The organism is Vibrio sp. 14N.309.X.WAT.E.F5 (assembly GCF_030397615.1).
In the GTDB taxonomy this organism is placed as follows: domain Bacteria; phylum Pseudomonadota; class Gammaproteobacteria; order Enterobacterales; family Vibrionaceae; genus Vibrio; species Vibrio lentus.
Window position 1 is genome coordinate 160,647 of record NZ_JAPNXR010000009.1, and the last position, 14,877, is coordinate 175,523.

Annotated in this window: 12 protein-coding genes; 9 read left to right on the forward strand and 3 right to left on the reverse strand. The window is 36.3% G+C overall.

Annotation, left to right across the window (positions count from 1 at the left end; genetic code table 11):
* The first annotated feature begins 2 nt into the window (after positions 1–2).
* From OW495_RS12380 to OW495_RS12410, 7 genes are read left to right on the forward strand one after another with little or no spacing between them, the layout of a single operon-like run.
* Positions 3–869: a sugar nucleotide-binding protein gene (locus tag OW495_RS12380; RefSeq protein ID WP_102541686.1), complete on the forward strand. Its 867-nt coding sequence runs from the start codon at positions 3–5 to the stop codon at positions 867–869.
* Positions 859–1,692: a glycosyltransferase family 2 protein gene (locus OW495_RS12385; RefSeq protein WP_102541685.1), complete on the forward strand. Its 834-nt coding sequence runs from the start codon at positions 859–861 to the stop codon at positions 1,690–1,692. Before OW495_RS12380 ends, OW495_RS12385 begins: the two co-directional genes overlap by 11 nt.
* Positions 1,693–1,704: 12 nt before the next feature.
* Positions 1,705–3,222 (forward strand): oligosaccharide flippase family protein, encoded by a 1,518-nt coding sequence (locus tag OW495_RS12390; RefSeq protein ID WP_102541684.1) that lies wholly within the window; start codon positions 1,705–1,707, stop codon positions 3,220–3,222.
* A gap of 10 nt (positions 3,223–3,232) precedes the next feature.
* Entirely contained in the window at positions 3,233–4,288 is a 1,056-nt protein-coding gene (locus tag OW495_RS12395; RefSeq protein ID WP_102541683.1) for a polysaccharide pyruvyl transferase family protein, read from the forward strand.
* Positions 4,285–5,496, forward strand: a complete 1,212-nt coding sequence (locus OW495_RS12400) for a hypothetical protein (protein ID WP_289886790.1) — start codon at positions 4,285–4,287, stop codon at positions 5,494–5,496. Before OW495_RS12395 ends, OW495_RS12400 begins: the two co-directional genes overlap by 4 nt.
* A 2-nt stretch (positions 5,497–5,498) precedes the next feature.
* Positions 5,499–6,653 (forward strand): glycosyltransferase, encoded by a 1,155-nt coding sequence (locus tag OW495_RS12405; RefSeq protein WP_102544316.1) that lies wholly within the window; start codon positions 5,499–5,501, stop codon positions 6,651–6,653.
* Positions 6,634–7,797: a hypothetical protein gene (locus tag OW495_RS12410; RefSeq protein ID WP_289886795.1), complete on the forward strand. Its 1,164-nt coding sequence runs from the start codon at positions 6,634–6,636 to the stop codon at positions 7,795–7,797. Before OW495_RS12405 ends, OW495_RS12410 begins: the two co-directional genes overlap by 20 nt.
* Before the next feature lie 81 nt (positions 7,798–7,878).
* On the opposite strand, the gene wecA is transcribed toward OW495_RS12410, so the two are convergent.
* Positions 7,879–8,943 carry a UDP-N-acetylglucosamine--undecaprenyl-phosphate N-acetylglucosaminephosphotransferase gene (gene wecA, locus OW495_RS12415; protein ID WP_102544057.1) on the reverse strand — a complete coding sequence of 355 codons (1,065 nt, stop codon included), beginning with the start codon at positions 8,941–8,943 and terminating at the stop codon, positions 7,879–7,881.
* Between the two features lie 302 nt (positions 8,944–9,245).
* On the opposite strand from wecA, the gene gpmM reads away from it, so the two are divergent.
* Positions 9,246–10,778, forward strand: coding sequence for a 2,3-bisphosphoglycerate-independent phosphoglycerate mutase (gpmM, locus tag OW495_RS12420; RefSeq protein ID WP_102544058.1), 1,533 nt, complete (start codon positions 9,246–9,248; stop codon positions 10,776–10,778).
* Positions 10,779–11,552: 774 nt separating this feature from the next.
* Here gpmM and OW495_RS12425 read toward each other — a convergent pair.
* Positions 11,553–12,032, reverse strand: coding sequence for a methylated-DNA--[protein]-cysteine S-methyltransferase (locus OW495_RS12425; protein ID WP_102544059.1), 480 nt, complete (start codon positions 12,030–12,032; stop codon positions 11,553–11,555).
* A 95-nt stretch (positions 12,033–12,127) separates the two neighbouring features.
* Positions 12,128–13,471, reverse strand: a complete 1,344-nt coding sequence (locus OW495_RS12430) for an MATE family efflux transporter (protein WP_102544060.1) — start codon at positions 13,469–13,471, stop codon at positions 12,128–12,130.
* Positions 13,472–13,630: 159 nt separating this feature from the next.
* Here OW495_RS12430 and OW495_RS12435 point away from each other — a divergent pair, with 159 nt between their 5' ends.
* The gene (locus OW495_RS12435) at positions 13,631–14,752 is read left to right on the forward strand and encodes a Wzz/FepE/Etk N-terminal domain-containing protein (protein ID WP_289886799.1); all 1,122 of its coding nucleotides are present in this window, start codon (positions 13,631–13,633) and stop codon (positions 14,750–14,752) included.
* Positions 14,753–14,877 lie beyond the last annotated feature (125 nt).

Below are 14,877 nucleotides of genomic sequence, written 5' to 3' on the forward strand. Positions count from 1 at the left end.
ATATGAAAGTCTTAATTCTTGGAGCTACAGGCTTATTGGGAGCAAGGTTGTTTAAACGGTTGTCAAAAATAGATAACCTATCTGTTTTTGGCACATCTAGGAACAAAAGCACAGCTTTTATCTTAAAAGTGGACGAATTAACTTCAACCTCTATTAAAGAGACTGTTGAAAAAGTCAAGCCAAATGTAGTTATCAATTGTATTGGTATTAGTGGCGTTGAATATTGCGAGGAAAATCCTAGTTTATGTTTTGATGTTAACTATTCTTTAGTTAAAAATGTTAGTTTTGAGTGTCAATCTAGAGGAGTGAAATTTATACACATCTCTAGTGCTATGGTATATTCAACAAGTAGTGATAATATCAATAGAGAAATACCGTTGAATTATTATGGGACGGTGAAGTTATTAGCAGATAATTATATAAAAGAGACTAACAGTAACTATATTATATTAAGACCTACACCTATATTATTCCATTCACAGGAAAACCAAAGAAGCGGTATATTAGATGTCGTTTTAGGTGATGGTGAACTTAACTTGGTTAGTGACTTTAAAACTAACTACATATTTATAAATGATTTTTTAAATATCATCTATTTAGCAATTAAATCTCCAATGCAAGTTGGTGTTTATGATGTTTGTGGAGAGCTTGTTCTTTCGCCATACAAACTAGCCCTAACATTAGTTAGGTTTAAGAAAGATATAATTAAAAGAACAAATATCGTAACATTAGGTGACTACGGTTTAAAAACAAAAGTAAATAGGCCGAATAAAGTCATATTAAATAATAATCGGATAATAAGCGAAGTCGGTTATAAATTCCCTTGTTTTATTTCATCATTGAAAGAGGAGATGTCTTGTGAAAGATAATAATCGTTGCTCAAAGAAAGTTGGGATTATCATACCAACATATAACGGAAGTAAATATATTGTCGAGACGATAAACAGTTGTTTAGAGCAATCATATAAAAACATTGAGATTGTTGTCGTTGATGATTGTAGTACTGATGATACCTATAACTTATGCCAAAGTCATTTTGTTGACAAAATACGATTAATAAAAAATGAAGTAAACTCGGGTCTTCCTACTTCAATAAATAGAGGTGTTAACAGTATAGAATCAGATTATTTTATATATTTGGGGCATGATGATCTATTACCTGAAGAACATGTGGATAGTATGTTAACAGAAGCGTCAGGATCGGAATCTTTAATTCATTGTAACAGTATTGAAATAAATGAGATTGGAGAGACTTTTGGTCTAATAAGAGATGACCATTTACAGGTTGAGTACACTAAGGATATTGACTTCCAAATTAGTATTTACAATTTTATTAGTGTGGTGGGTATGCTACATAAAACATCGTGCTTTAAAGATATTGGCGGATGGGATGAAAGGTATAATTTGTATGGCGAGTGGCTATATTATATAAAAATGAAGTCTGTATTGCCGATTAAATATACTAATAAATCAAGAGCTTTTTACCGAGTACATTCAACTAATATTAGTCATAGTTTAAGGACTGTTGAAAGGTTAAATTCATACTATGCTTATAAAGAGCATTGTCGGAATTTCGCAAGAGAGAGCACTTCATTTAACTTAGTCGAGTCTTTTAGATACCAGATTCATTCAATCAAGGAAAAATTAAGCTTTATTAAGAGAAAGATACTAATTGTAATTAATAAAGGGTAAGGGTGGGTTACATTGAAATTTAAATATAATGTAATCTCTAGTTATCTATCTAAATTTATTAATACGATATTGGTTTTAGTCTGTGCACCTGTTTATATTAGTATTATCGGGATCGAGTCTTATGGCATAATATCAGTTTACATGTTGATACAAACGTTGATGGTTGTATTAGATGCTGGAATATCGAGTACATTTACTCGTCAGGTTGCATTGTCTGTTGATGATAAAAATAAATCAGAACTAGTCTCTATTCATTTAAAAGCTATATTTATTGTTTTTTTTGTAATATGTCTAGTGATTTCTACTGTGAGTTTAATTTTCCCTTCTGGGTTAGTAAGTGTAATTTTTCCAGATAACAATGAAATTGATAAATCAGTATTATATGATAGTGCATCTTTAATTGGACTTGTAGTTGGTTTGAGATGGCTATCAGGTCCACTAAAGAGTATATACATTGGGTGTCAATATTTAGTCAGGCTAAATACTATAAATATAGTAGTGTCAATTACTAAGTATGTTGGAGTTATTCCATTGCTCTATGTAAGTGATAATGCACTTATCCACTACTTTACCTTTCAACTATTTTTGTCTTTGGTCGAGTTCATTGTTTTACTTTTGGGGGCTAATAAGCTATTCCCATTTATCAATAGAAAGCTATCTTTGAATCGTCTTAAAGAAGGTAAGCGTATATATACATTTGCCGTTACTGTTGCGTTATCATCTTGGTTATGGATTGGCATTAGCCAAATAGATAAAATACTTTTGACTAAATATCTATCATTAAAAGAATTTGCTTACTTTACTCTTGCAGCAACGTTGTTCAATTCAATGTATTTATTGATTACCCCTGCAGCACAAGCTATTCTTCCTAAATTAGCACTATCTTATGGTAAAAATATAAATAGCTATTATAAGGTTTTTGATGATGTAGTATTAAAGGTTTATGCATTCGTCGCTCCTGTGTCGATATTTATATTATTATATTCAAATGAAATTATTTATATTTGGCTTGAGAATAGTCTAATAATTGATGGTAGTAATAGATATATTATCTTCTATTTGTTGGCAACTATATTAATGTTGGTAGTCAACTCATTTTATTATCTCCAGCACTCTCAAGGCGATTTGAAACTACACAATACATTCCATTTATTTCTATTTTTGTTTTTTGTTTTCTGTATGTATTTTGGAATAGAATCATATGGTGTTTTAGGAGCTTCAGTTTCATGGTTGTTAGGGGCATTTATATACTTATTCTTAGGTGGTGTGATTGTTTTTAGAAAACATCATAATCGAAGTTTTTATTCATGGCTTTTTCGTTACATCATACCGCCATTTTTCATCTCCACTGCGATTATTTCATTAGTTAGAGGCCTAGTTGGTTTTGAATTTATATATGATGAAGGGGAGCGGTTGCATAATTTGTTGGTTTTAACGTGTCACTCTTTGTTTGCATTTTTCCCCATTGTTGGCTTATATTACTTTTATTTAATGTTCATCAATTCCAATTCCATAAAAGATAGACTATAGTTGATTAAAAATGAGAAAATTTAAAAAAGCAATATTAGTTAATAAATGTTATTCTGATAACTTAGGTGACCAAGCTATAGCTCAATCTGCAAATAAGTTATTAAAAGAACTCGGATTTATAGATGTATGCTGCCATGATTATACGTCTAAAGCTTCATCCGTATTAAATCGAAAGCAAACAAAAGGGCAGGGTTCATTAAAGAGTAAAGTTAAACAGTTATTACCATTAAAGTTGATTTGGACCATTTTAAATGTTAAGAGAATTCATCAAACTTTAAATGTTTCAGATTCAAAATATCTTTTTATTGGCGGTGGGCAGTTAGTATTATCAAACACGTACTTTCCTATTGCTGCCTTTCTTTGGGTTTTTATAGCTAAAAGACTAGGTTATACTTGTATTTATCTCAATGTTGGGGCTGGCACTAAATTTACTAGACTCGATGAAAGATTATTTAATTATTCACTTAAAAAATCTGATTTAATTTTGGTTAGAGATGATGAAACAAAAGAAATACTAGATAACAAATTTGGTGTTAGATCATATTTAACCGGAGATGTGGTTTTTACTGAAAAAAAAGAAAGAGAAAGAAGTTTAATAAGGACTAAGACTGTTGGGGTAGCAATACCTGGACTTTATGTTTTCAATACATACAATGATAAATTGACAAGAGACGCCTATTTCGAAAAGTGGTTGGGCTTTTTGGAAGAAAATAAAATAGATCTAAACGATGTAGAGTTATTTCACACAACATACGATGACCTTGTAGAGAGCAGGCTGTTCTCTAAGTATGTTCTAGGTAAGTATAAAGTGAAACTTGATATAAAAGAAGCTTCGGATATTAACACTCTAAATAATATTTTGAATAACTATGGTATAGTCATTAGCGGGCGAATGCACGCACTAATTATGGGTATTCAGCTCGGGTGTAAACCGCTAGTTTTTCCAATATCAGAAAAATTGATCTCCTTTCAATCCATTATTGATAAGGAAAAAAACCTTGATTTTTACAGTGATTGCGTACGCACTAAGACGTTAAGTCAATTATCAGAGTTGATTAGAGTATGATTCTTTATGGTATAATAACATTTTTACTCGTTTTTAATTTTCCTTTACCATTAGTTAAATTACCTTCTTTATTTGTTGTACCTATAATTTGTATAATTATCGATTTTTTAAGGTATAAGAAATTAGAACATTATTTACGTTTGAAATTAACCTATGATCTTGTTTTTTTGATCTTACTGTTTATTCTTATATTGAGTGGGGCAGTTATAAGAACATCTATAGCGGGAGCTTTAGATGTATCATATGTAAATCATCTTATTAAATTCCCTGTATATATTTTAATTTCGTATATTTATTCTTGTCACTTAAGTAAAAATAACATCTCACTGATGGATAGTTTGATTTTTGCTTTTAGTTTACAAGCTATTATTATTATCACTTCAATGTTTAGTGCTGATATTAAAAGCGTATTTGACATCTTTCGTAGTGTAGAATCTGTTGAGTCATCAGCTCGTTATGATGGTGTGAGAGGGTTGGCTGTAAGTGGTGTTATATATTTTGGTCTAGCAATTACATATTCAGTTTTTTTTCTATACTTATCTATGAAAAATAAAAATAGAAATTATAGATATTTATTCATAATACTAATAATCTTTTTCTCTTCATTTACAATAGCTAGAACAGTTTTAGTTGGTGTTTTTTTCTCTTATATTGCCCTTTGGTTTTTTAATAGGAAGACATTTAGTCGAATGCAAATACTAGCTCTTGGAATTGTCTTTATATTCTCGGTGTTGATATCTACAAATCAAGATTACTTCTCAAGAATTATAGAGCAGTTGGAGTTTACTTTTGAATTTATTTATAATTATTACTTATACGGTGAAGTGAGGACTAATTCAACAGATGTTTTAGCCGTAATGTACTATCCGTTATCAGACTTACAGTTATTACTTGGTGATGGGCTGTATATGCAAAGTGATGGCTTTCATTATTATGGCGATACTGATGCAGGCTACATGAGGAATTTTCTTTTCTTCGGCCTATTTAGCTTATTTATTTATATTTTTAATGTTGTGTTTAGTTATATGTTATCAAGGGAGTTGTTTCTTGAGCAATCAAGTAGGATAATGGCTTTTTTACTTTTATCCTTTTTGACATTTATCTTTCATTATAAAGGTGATGTTATATTAATGGCAAAGCCATACTATACATTATTATTTGCTATTTACTTCTATCATAAGATGGAAAACAATAAAGAGTTGTTGTAATTATGAAAAAGATTGCATTTTATTTATCGTCTAATGGCTTTGGTGGGGTAGAGAAAGTTAGTATTACTTATATTGAAAAGTTATGTGAGTATTATGACGTAACACTGATTTTTGACGATGAGGTTGAAATAGGTAATGAGAATGCAGATTTTAAAAAGTTAAAAGTTAGTGGAATGTTTTTTTTGAAAAGTAAGGCTATTTCAAAATTATCACTTCTTTCAAAATCAAAATTAAACTTCCCAAAGAAAATAATCCTGATGTTTATTAGGTATTTAATCGATTTATATGTGGGAGCGTTTAAAATAGGTAAAATCAAACATGATTTTGATGTGATAATTTATGGTTATCAATTGCTTCCGATCCATTTAGCAAGTAAGTGCAATGGGAAGAAAATACTATTTTTCCATAATAGTATCCAGTCTTTAGATTCGGGAGTTAGGCGATTTTTGGGGCGCATTATTGAAAAAAGGTTTTCACATTTTGATTCGATTATATTTCCTTTAGGCTGTTCCAAACTAGATTTTGAAAAACGCTATCCAAAAAATAATGCTAATCTAGTTGTCATTCCTAACCCCTTCGAGGTGGTTAGTAATAATATTTCAGAGTCGGTTAAACCAAGTGAATCTGAATATTATGTTTCCTGCGGCCGCCTAGATGAGTCAAATAAAGATTTTGAAACGTTGATTCGTGCATATGCTGACTCTGATAGTCAATTTCCGTTATATATAATAGGGGATGGTCCCTCGAGGTTATTTTTAACTAAATTAGCATATGAGTTAAAGTGTAGTCAAAGAGTAAAGTTTCTTGGTTTTATTCAAGACCCAAGCAAAATAATTAGTGACTCACGTGCGTTTATTCTATCCTCTAAAAGTGAGGGTTTTGGAATGGTGCTAATAGAAGCCATGTCTCATCATATTCCAGTAATTAGTTCAGACTGTCCTGTTGGGCCTCGAGAGATACTTAAGAATGGTGAGTTTGGAACGCTTTTTCCTGTTGGTGATATTAATACGCTATCGAAAATCATTAAAGAGCTAGACAACGAACGTGATTTTAGGTTTGCGGCAACTTTTGCAGCGTATGATTCTTTATCTCGTTACCGCCTAGATTATAGTTTTGAATCATTACAGGAATTAATTTATGAAAAAAGTTGCGTTTGAAATTAGTTCAAATATCGCTCAGTATAATCATTTCTTACCGTTATTTTTCCATTGTGTAGAATCTAGAAAATTTGATGTTAAGTTATACAGTGATAATGAAACTAACCTGAAGCTATTGCGCGATTATGTCTTAGAGCACTTTGGGAAATATAGCCATTTTATTGACATGGTCGATTTTGTTGCACTTCCTCCAAATAGAAAATCTAAGTTGAAGTATTTGGTGATTAATTATTTTCCAAAATTTTTATTACCATTAGTAAGGCGTATATACGGTGCATCTTCTTATGGAAATACACGTAGCCAGACTGAATCATTTAACGATTTTTATTCTAATAATATGAATTTTTTTTCCAACTTCGATGTTGTTATGACAACCGAATTAAAAGGTGGAGTAGTACTAGAACAATACGGTGTTAAACTGGTTTGGCTTCTCCATGGTGTAATTTCTAATCATTACCCTTATAGTAAAGATTGGACTGCTGATCTTATTGTTAGTCCTAAGTTAAATTTTAGAAATGAACTTTTGACTCATACTAACGCCAATGAAAATATATCTGTATATGATAAGATATACTTGAAGAAAAATTCTCTTGATCTTTTAGATAAAAAAATAAAGTCTGATTTATTTAAAAATAGTAATCCTACTGTAATTTATAATCCTCATTGGGACAATCGGGACGGGTTAAGTAGTTATTTTGTTTTTTTTAATCAAGTGATAAAGTTTTTTGTCGAGAATAATAACTATAATTTGATCTTTGCCCCTCATGTCAATTTAGATAAGTTCTTCGATATTAATATTCCTCAATCCTTTTATGAATTTGATAATATTCATATCGATACCAATTCTGATAGGTTGACAAATGGGTTTTATTTACAATGTGCTGACTTATACTTAGGTGATGTCAGCAGTCAATATTTTGAAATGCTATTGTTTAATGAGGTTCCAGCAGTATTCTTAGTTGATTCTAATATAGACTCTTCACTTTACCCAACTTATTGGAAATACGGAAGGGTCTTGAATACTATGAGTGATTTTGTAGAAGATGTATTCTTAAATAACCCTTCTACAAAAGCTAAGGTTATGCATTTTAGTCAGATGGATGATAATATTGACAATCTCATTCATGCTATAGAGGAGCTTTGATAAGTTTTACTTATAAGAATGATTAGGCATAAGGCATTAATAATGAAACAAGGCTAAACACCTTGTTTCATTTAGAGTTAATCAATAGCTTTTTTCAGGCATCCCTCGGAATTTTCGATACCAACTTGTAATCCTCCAAATATAGCTGATTGTGATTGTATAGATTGAAAAACAAAGTACGAACAACGTAAACATTATCGACTCATCAATCTTTGATAACTCACCGTATATTCCAAAACCTGCAAAAACACTTGCAATAATAAATATTATTGCAAGTGTTTGGCGTGGGCTAAATCCTAAGCGCTGGAATATATGATGTAAATGCTCTCGATCAGGTTTAAATGGTGAGTCACCGCGTCGTATTCTTCTGAACATTATAGCTGCCATATCCATCAAAGGGATAGCGATTAACCAGAGTGCGGTAATGGGGCGCATTAGGAAAGATTTTTCTTCTTGACTTGCCCCCAACAGCAACCAAATGACAGTGAAGCCAATCATCATGCTACCAGCGTCGCCCATGAATACTTTTCTTTTCCGACCTAATATCCCTAAGTTCATTAGTATATATGGGACAATTGCAACAATAAAGACAACGCATAAATATGCTAATCCATGTTGGCTCTCAACTTGTAGTAACACTGCAATTCCTGCGAAGGTTACGATTGACAATCCGCCTAATAGTCCGTCAATGCCATCTACCATATTGAAAGCATTTATAGCTCCAATTACAGCTAAAATAGTAACAAATGGACTTAATATTCCTAGATGTATAGCGCCAATACCGAAGATGTCGCCAATGTTTTGTAGACGTAAATCAGCGAAGTACATCATCCCTATAGAGAGAGCACCCTGAATCAATAAACGTATTTTGAAGTTAAGATCAAACTTATCATCAAGAGCGCCAACTATAACAAGAGTTGATATACAGCTTAAGAATAAGTAACTATGCGTAATCACATCTGGATTAGAGGCAATGAACTGCCCTATAGAAAGGCAAATAGAAATCCCACCAACTAACGGCACAGTACCGCTATGCAGTTTTCTAGCGTTTGGTTTGTCAACTAAGCCTATACTTTTGGCGACTTTACGCATGAGAAATAGTGAAGAAAAGGAAAAAAAGCCAACGAAAGATAGCTCTAATAACATTATAGTCTCTAGCCAATTGTACTAATTATTTGAATGTTTAAATGATACTCTAAAAGAGTAATAATGTATATTTTGTTAGTGTGTATTGGCCACTTTAACTGACTTATGTTGTTGTATCCGGAAATTACAAGTCAAACTATTGACTTGCGCAAAAACCTATAGAATGTTATTTATTTTCACATAAGATATTCTTTTCTGCGCTCTTTCTTGATCTTCCGCTACAGTTTTGACTGTAAACTGTAGTAAAATTACGCTAATTTGTTTTTATACCGATTTATTTTGAATTGAACGAGGTCAGTCCTATGTCAGCTAAGAAGCCAATGGCTCTAGTGATCCTTGACGGTTACGGTTACCGTGAAGACAACCAAGACAACGCTATCGCGAACGCTAATACACCTGTATTAGACGGTCTTATTGCTAACCAACCTAACACGCTAATCTCGGCTTCTGGCTTAGATGTAGGCCTACCTGATGGCCAAATGGGTAACTCTGAAGTGGGTCACACCAACATTGGTGCGGGTCGCGTGGTATACCAAGATCTTACTCGTATTACTAAGTCAATTTCAGACGGCGAGTTCGGCCAAACTGAAGCGCTAGTGAATGCTGTTGATAAAGCGGTTAAAGCAGACAAAGCGGTTCACATCATGGGCCTTATGTCTCCAGGTGGCGTTCACTCTCATGAAGACCACATCTACGCAGCTGTTGAAATGGCAGCAGAGCGTGGCGCAGAGAAAATCTATCTACACGCATTCCTAGACGGTCGTGATACGCCGCCACGTAGCGCAGAAAACACACTGGCACGTTTCCAAGCGCTATTCGCTAAGCTAGGTAAAGGCCGTGTTGCTTCACTTATTGGTCGTTACTACGCAATGGACCGTGATAACAACTGGGATCGCGTTCAAGAATCTTACGACCTGCTTACTCAAGCGAAAGGTGACTTCACGTTTGATACAGCTGTTGCTGGCCTAGAAGCGGCTTACGCTCGTGACGAAAACGATGAGTTCGTTAAAGCGACTGAAATCAAAGCGGAAGGTGAAGAATCAGCAGCTATCGTTGATGGCGATGCGGTTATCTTCATGAACTACCGTGCTGACCGTGCTCGTGAAATCACACGTGCATTCGTGCCTAGCTTCGACGGTTTTGAGCGCAACGTATTCCCAGCGATCGATTTCGTGATGCTGACTCAATACGCAGCCGACATCCCACTTCTTTGTGCATTCCCACCGGCTTCTCTAGAGAACACCTACGGTGAATGGTTATCTAAAGAAGGCAAAACGCAGCTACGTATCTCTGAAACAGAGAAATACGCGCACGTGACATTCTTCTTTAACGGCGGTAAAGAAGACGAGTTTGAAGGCGAAGAGCGTCAGCTTGTTGCTTCTCCAAAAGTAGCTACGTACGACCTACAGCCAGAAATGAGCGCACCAGAGCTCACTGAAAAGCTAGTTGCAGCAATCAAAGGCGGCAAATACGACGCTATCGTTTGTAACTTCCCTAACTGTGACATGGTTGGCCACACTGGCGTTTACGATGCAGCAGTTAAAGCCGTAGAGTCGCTAGACGAATGTCTTGGCAAAGTGGTTGAAGCAATCAAAGAAGCGGATGGTCAACTGCTTATCACTGCAGACCACGGTAACGCGGAAATGATGGTAAACCCAGAAACGGGCGGCATCCACACAGCACACACAAACCTACCTGTTCCACTTATCTATGTAGGCAGCAAAGATGTTGAGTTCAAAGAAGGCGGTAAGCTGTCTGACCTTGCACCAACGATGCTTTCTCTATCTGGTATCGCAATTCCGGCTGAGATGTCAGGTGACGTGATCGTTAAGTAGTTAAATAGTTGTTTGGCTCAGCGGTTCACGTTGAGCTTTAATGATTTTGAAAGCCCGCACTTCAAAGTGCGGGCTTTTTTATAGATGCGAGATACGAGTAAACGGGATTCGAAGAGCTTAAGAGCAGATGCGAGATGCGGGTAGACGAGATTCGAAGAGCTTGAGGGCAGATACGGGATGCGAGTAATCGAGTATCGAAAAGCGATCAAGCCAAAAACAGAAAGAGAATTCCTTTTTGCCTTTCGCATCCCGATCCTCGTTTACTTGTTACCTTCTTATCCCGTCATTCCAGAATTGAGGAGCGAAATACCTGGAATCTCATGCCTCGTATTACTTGTCATATTCGGTATTCTACATAAAGAGAGATTCCCTATCACTGTAGGGAATGACGTTGTCCAAAGTGTAATGATAAAGGGCAGGTACGGGATGTGGGTAAACGAGTGGCGAAAAGCGATAAAGCCTAAAGCAGAAAGATCATTTCTTCTTTGCATTTCGTATCCCGACTCTCGTTTACTCGTTACCTTCTTATCCCGTCATTCCAGAATAGAGGAACGAAATATCTGGAATCTCATGCAACGTATTACTTGCCATATTCGGTGTTCTACATAAAGAGAGATTTCCTATCACGCTCGTACCTCGCCGCAGGGAATGACGTTGTCAAAAGTGTAATGATAAGGGGCGAAGGCGGGGAATCGGGATACGGGTTGTGACAGGACTAACAGCAGAGAAAGAAATCCTTCTTTGTTTCTTTTCGTATCTCGTCACTCGCAACTCTCATCTTGTTTTCAAAACCGAACGCTCAAAATCCAACAACCACTCTTTGCGGTTCATGCCGCCGGTATAGCCGGTTAATGTGCCATTCGCACCGATGACTCTATGGCAGGGAACAACGACGCTAAATGGATTCTTGCCATTTGCACCACCCGCCGCTCTTACGGCTTTTGGGGTATCCATTCTTTTCGCTTGTTCACCGTAACTGATGGTTTCCCCATATGGAATTGTTGTTAAAGCTGCCCATGCATTGAGCTGAAAATCAGTGCCTTGTGGATTTAAAGGTAAATCAAAGCTTGTACGTTTTCCTGCGAAGTATTCATCTAACTGTTTTGTCGCCAGTAGGCAAAGCTCATCTGGATTGCTAGTCATTAGCTCTTCGTGATTTACATGGTCAATTTCAATAAGCGACACACCATTACTAACAATGATCATCTTGCCAATCGGTGCGTCATAAAGCATTTTGTAAATGGTTTCTTCCATGTCATCTTCCTTCTTCTAGTCTCTTTCTGTTCTCAAGCTCTTTGAATCTCGATACCCGAATCTCGCATCTGCTCTTACATCTTTTCGCATCTCGATTACTCGCATCCCGCATCTGTTTTAGCTCTAACACGAAGTGCAAAGCAATACCCCGAAACACCGCCCATGATGTTCCCCAAGGCTAAGCCAATAAACAACCCTTCGATACCATCAATTTGGCTGCCTATCCAAGCGAAAGGCAATGTGAATACAAACAAGCGCATGAAGCTCCACTGAAAGGCTTTGAGTGGTTGATGCATCGCATTCATCGCGCTGATCAGCATCATCACAATGCCTTGGAATCCATAGCTAAATGGGACGACTAACAGGTAATGCCACAAGATGCTTCGTACGGATTCTTCTTGAGAAAAGAGGGCAGCCAAAGGGATGCTCAATGGCACCATCATTAAGAAAATCAAACCTTGGAACATCACGGCAAAGCGCATGCTTAAGAACAGAGCCTTGAAACTACGCTGTGGATTACTAGCGCCAAAGTTCTGTGCCATGAAAGGCGTGAGGGCAGAAGTTAAAGACATCAACACGATAATCAAAATCGATTCAATACGCTGGGCAGCTCCGTAAGCTGCCACGGCTTCTGTTCCTTGTTTGGCTAACATCATCATGATTATGGCGCCAGCAATTGGGTTCAGGGCATTGGAAAGGGCGGCGGGTGTGCCGATGGTTAAGATCTGTTTCCAGTCATCGATGATGTTTTTTATTTTGGGTGGAGCAAGCAGCTTTTCTCGTATGGTTAACACATACAGTGAGCCACATAACGCACCAAGCCAACTGAATCCGCTAGCAATGGCTGCGCCTTGAATCTCTAGCTCAGGGAAAGGCCCGTAACCGAAGATCAGCAGCGGGTCGAGAATGCCGTTAATAAGGCCGGCCAGCATCATGATCTTGGCGGGTGTTTTGGTATCGCCACTCGCTCGTATCGCGCTGTTGCCTGCCATTGGAATCACAAGCAGCGGTATCGCTAAATACCAGACCGACATATATTCGGATATCAGTGGCAGTAACTCAGGCTCTGCTCCCAACAGTGTAAACATGGGTTCCAGCGTTACGAGCCCCAGTATTGATGCAAAACCAACAAGAAGCACTGCAAGCAGTAAACCGTGGCAAGTAAAACGAGCCGCATTTTGCGCGCAACCTTGGCCAAGTAATCGCCCGATACACGTTGATAAGCCAATGCCTATACCCATGGTAATGCAGTTGATAGCGAAGGTGACAGGGAAGGTAAAACTCACCGCTGCAAGGGCTTGCGTGCCGAGCAATGAGATAAAGAAGGTATCGACAAGGTTAAACATCAAGATCGCCACCATACCGAATATCGTCGGTATAGTCATAGTACGTAGAGTCTGTGTTATCGGGGCCGTGAGAAGCCCATGCTTATCTTGCATGTAAAATACCGATTGAACTAGAATAGTAGAGGTAGAATACAGTGAATTGTCATCTCTCTGAAGATCACTTTCATAAAGTTTACAAATCGTACAATACTAACAGCATACGGTGTGATAGCATTCTGCCGTTAATAATTTAGATGTTTTGAGAGATTTAAAGTGAAGCAGCAGACACAACCACAGCCGTACTCCCCGCAAAATCCACCGATGTACACAACGAACGATGAGATTGATCTGAGAGAGCTTTTTAAGGCGCTGTGGGATGGTAAGTTAATAGTTATATTGGTGACTGCTTTATTCACTGCTAGTAGTATTGGGTTTGCTTTATTAGCTCAAGAATGGTGGTCTTCTAATGCCAAGATCACAGAGGCTCAACCTCAAGATTTATCTACATATCAACAACAAGTGAAGCAGTTTCAGCCTATTTTTGATATATATCAAGATGATGGCACTGTCCTAGTCAGTAGAGAGTTAGACAGTTTGGTTGATTCTGAGGTATTGTTCCAACGCTTTGTAAATGCTTTTAATTCAACGAATAATAAGAGAGATTTCTTAGATAATAGTGTTGATTTCAAAGAGTTTAAAAGCTCTGTTGTTGGTAGTTCTGATATGACAGCAGATGAAATTAGAGCCTTATATGCTGAATGGTTTGATAGAATTTCTGCTTCTAAAGTCGATAAAAAGGATCGTAATTCACCATATACTATTAGTTTTCAAACAACGACTAAGGAAAGCAGCTTTGACTTGTTAACTGCTTACATTTTGATTACAGAGTTGAAAGTTCATGAAGATGCATTTAATAACTTACGCGCGGTAGTGAATGGCAAGCGTAATGAGTTGATTCAACAAAAAAGAATTTTAGAAAGCCAAGCAAACAATAAGTTGTTAGTCGAAACGGAACGAACAAAATATGCAGCTCAAATTGCCAAGTCTGCAGGAGTCGATAGACCTATTCAAACAGGTAATGAAAGTGAACTATTTAGCATTGATTTAGGTGTTAAGGGCTTAGATGCAAAAGTTCAAGCTTTAGAATCGATTAAAAATTTGAGTGTTATTGAACCTCGCCTTCAACAGATAAACGCAAAACTAGATATGTTGAAGAATCTTGAAATTGATCGAAACGCTGAATTTCAAACGTTCCGTTATATAGAAAATGTTGAACAACCGATAACTCGCGATAAACCTAAGCGCGCTTTGATTGTCGTTCTTGGTACTTTGCTAGGTGGTATGTTGGGTGTGGCAATCGTTCTAATGCGTTTTGCATTTAGAAAAAAAGATTAAGTTATTTTTAATGGCTAGTAGTTAACTACTAGCCATTTTTTATGTTTCCTAGTTGCTTATGTCTCATATCTATTTCTCTATCTTCCCATCACTCTTAAAATCATCTGCTCCAAAGCTTTTCGCTA

What these genes read in the sequence shown, in the direction of transcription:
- OW495_RS12380 (WP_102541686.1), top strand. Translation starts at nt 3, where the DNA reads ATGAAAGTCTTAATTCTTGGAGCTACAGGCTTATTGGGAGCAAGGTTG.
- OW495_RS12395 (WP_102541683.1), top strand. Translation starts at nt 3,233, where the DNA reads ATGAGAAAATTTAAAAAAGCAATATTAGTTAATAAATGTTATTCTGAT.
- OW495_RS12400 (WP_289886790.1), top strand. Translation starts at nt 4,285, where the DNA reads ATGATTCTTTATGGTATAATAACATTTTTACTCGTTTTTAATTTTCCT.
- OW495_RS12405 (WP_102544316.1), top strand. Translation starts at nt 5,499, where the DNA reads ATGAAAAAGATTGCATTTTATTTATCGTCTAATGGCTTTGGTGGGGTA.
- OW495_RS12410 (WP_289886795.1), top strand. Translation starts at nt 6,634, where the DNA reads ATGAAAAAAGTTGCGTTTGAAATTAGTTCAAATATCGCTCAGTATAAT.
- wecA (WP_102544057.1), bottom strand. Translation starts at nt 8,943, where the DNA reads ATGTTATTAGAGCTATCTTTCGTTGGCTTTTTTTCCTTTTCTTCACTA.
- gpmM (WP_102544058.1), top strand. Translation starts at nt 9,246, where the DNA reads ATGTCAGCTAAGAAGCCAATGGCTCTAGTGATCCTTGACGGTTACGGT.
- OW495_RS12425 (WP_102544059.1), bottom strand. Translation starts at nt 12,032, where the DNA reads ATGGAAGAAACCATTTACAAAATGCTTTATGACGCACCGATTGGCAAG.
- OW495_RS12430 (WP_102544060.1), bottom strand. Translation starts at nt 13,471, where the DNA reads ATGCAAGATAAGCATGGGCTTCTCACGGCCCCGATAACACAGACTCTA.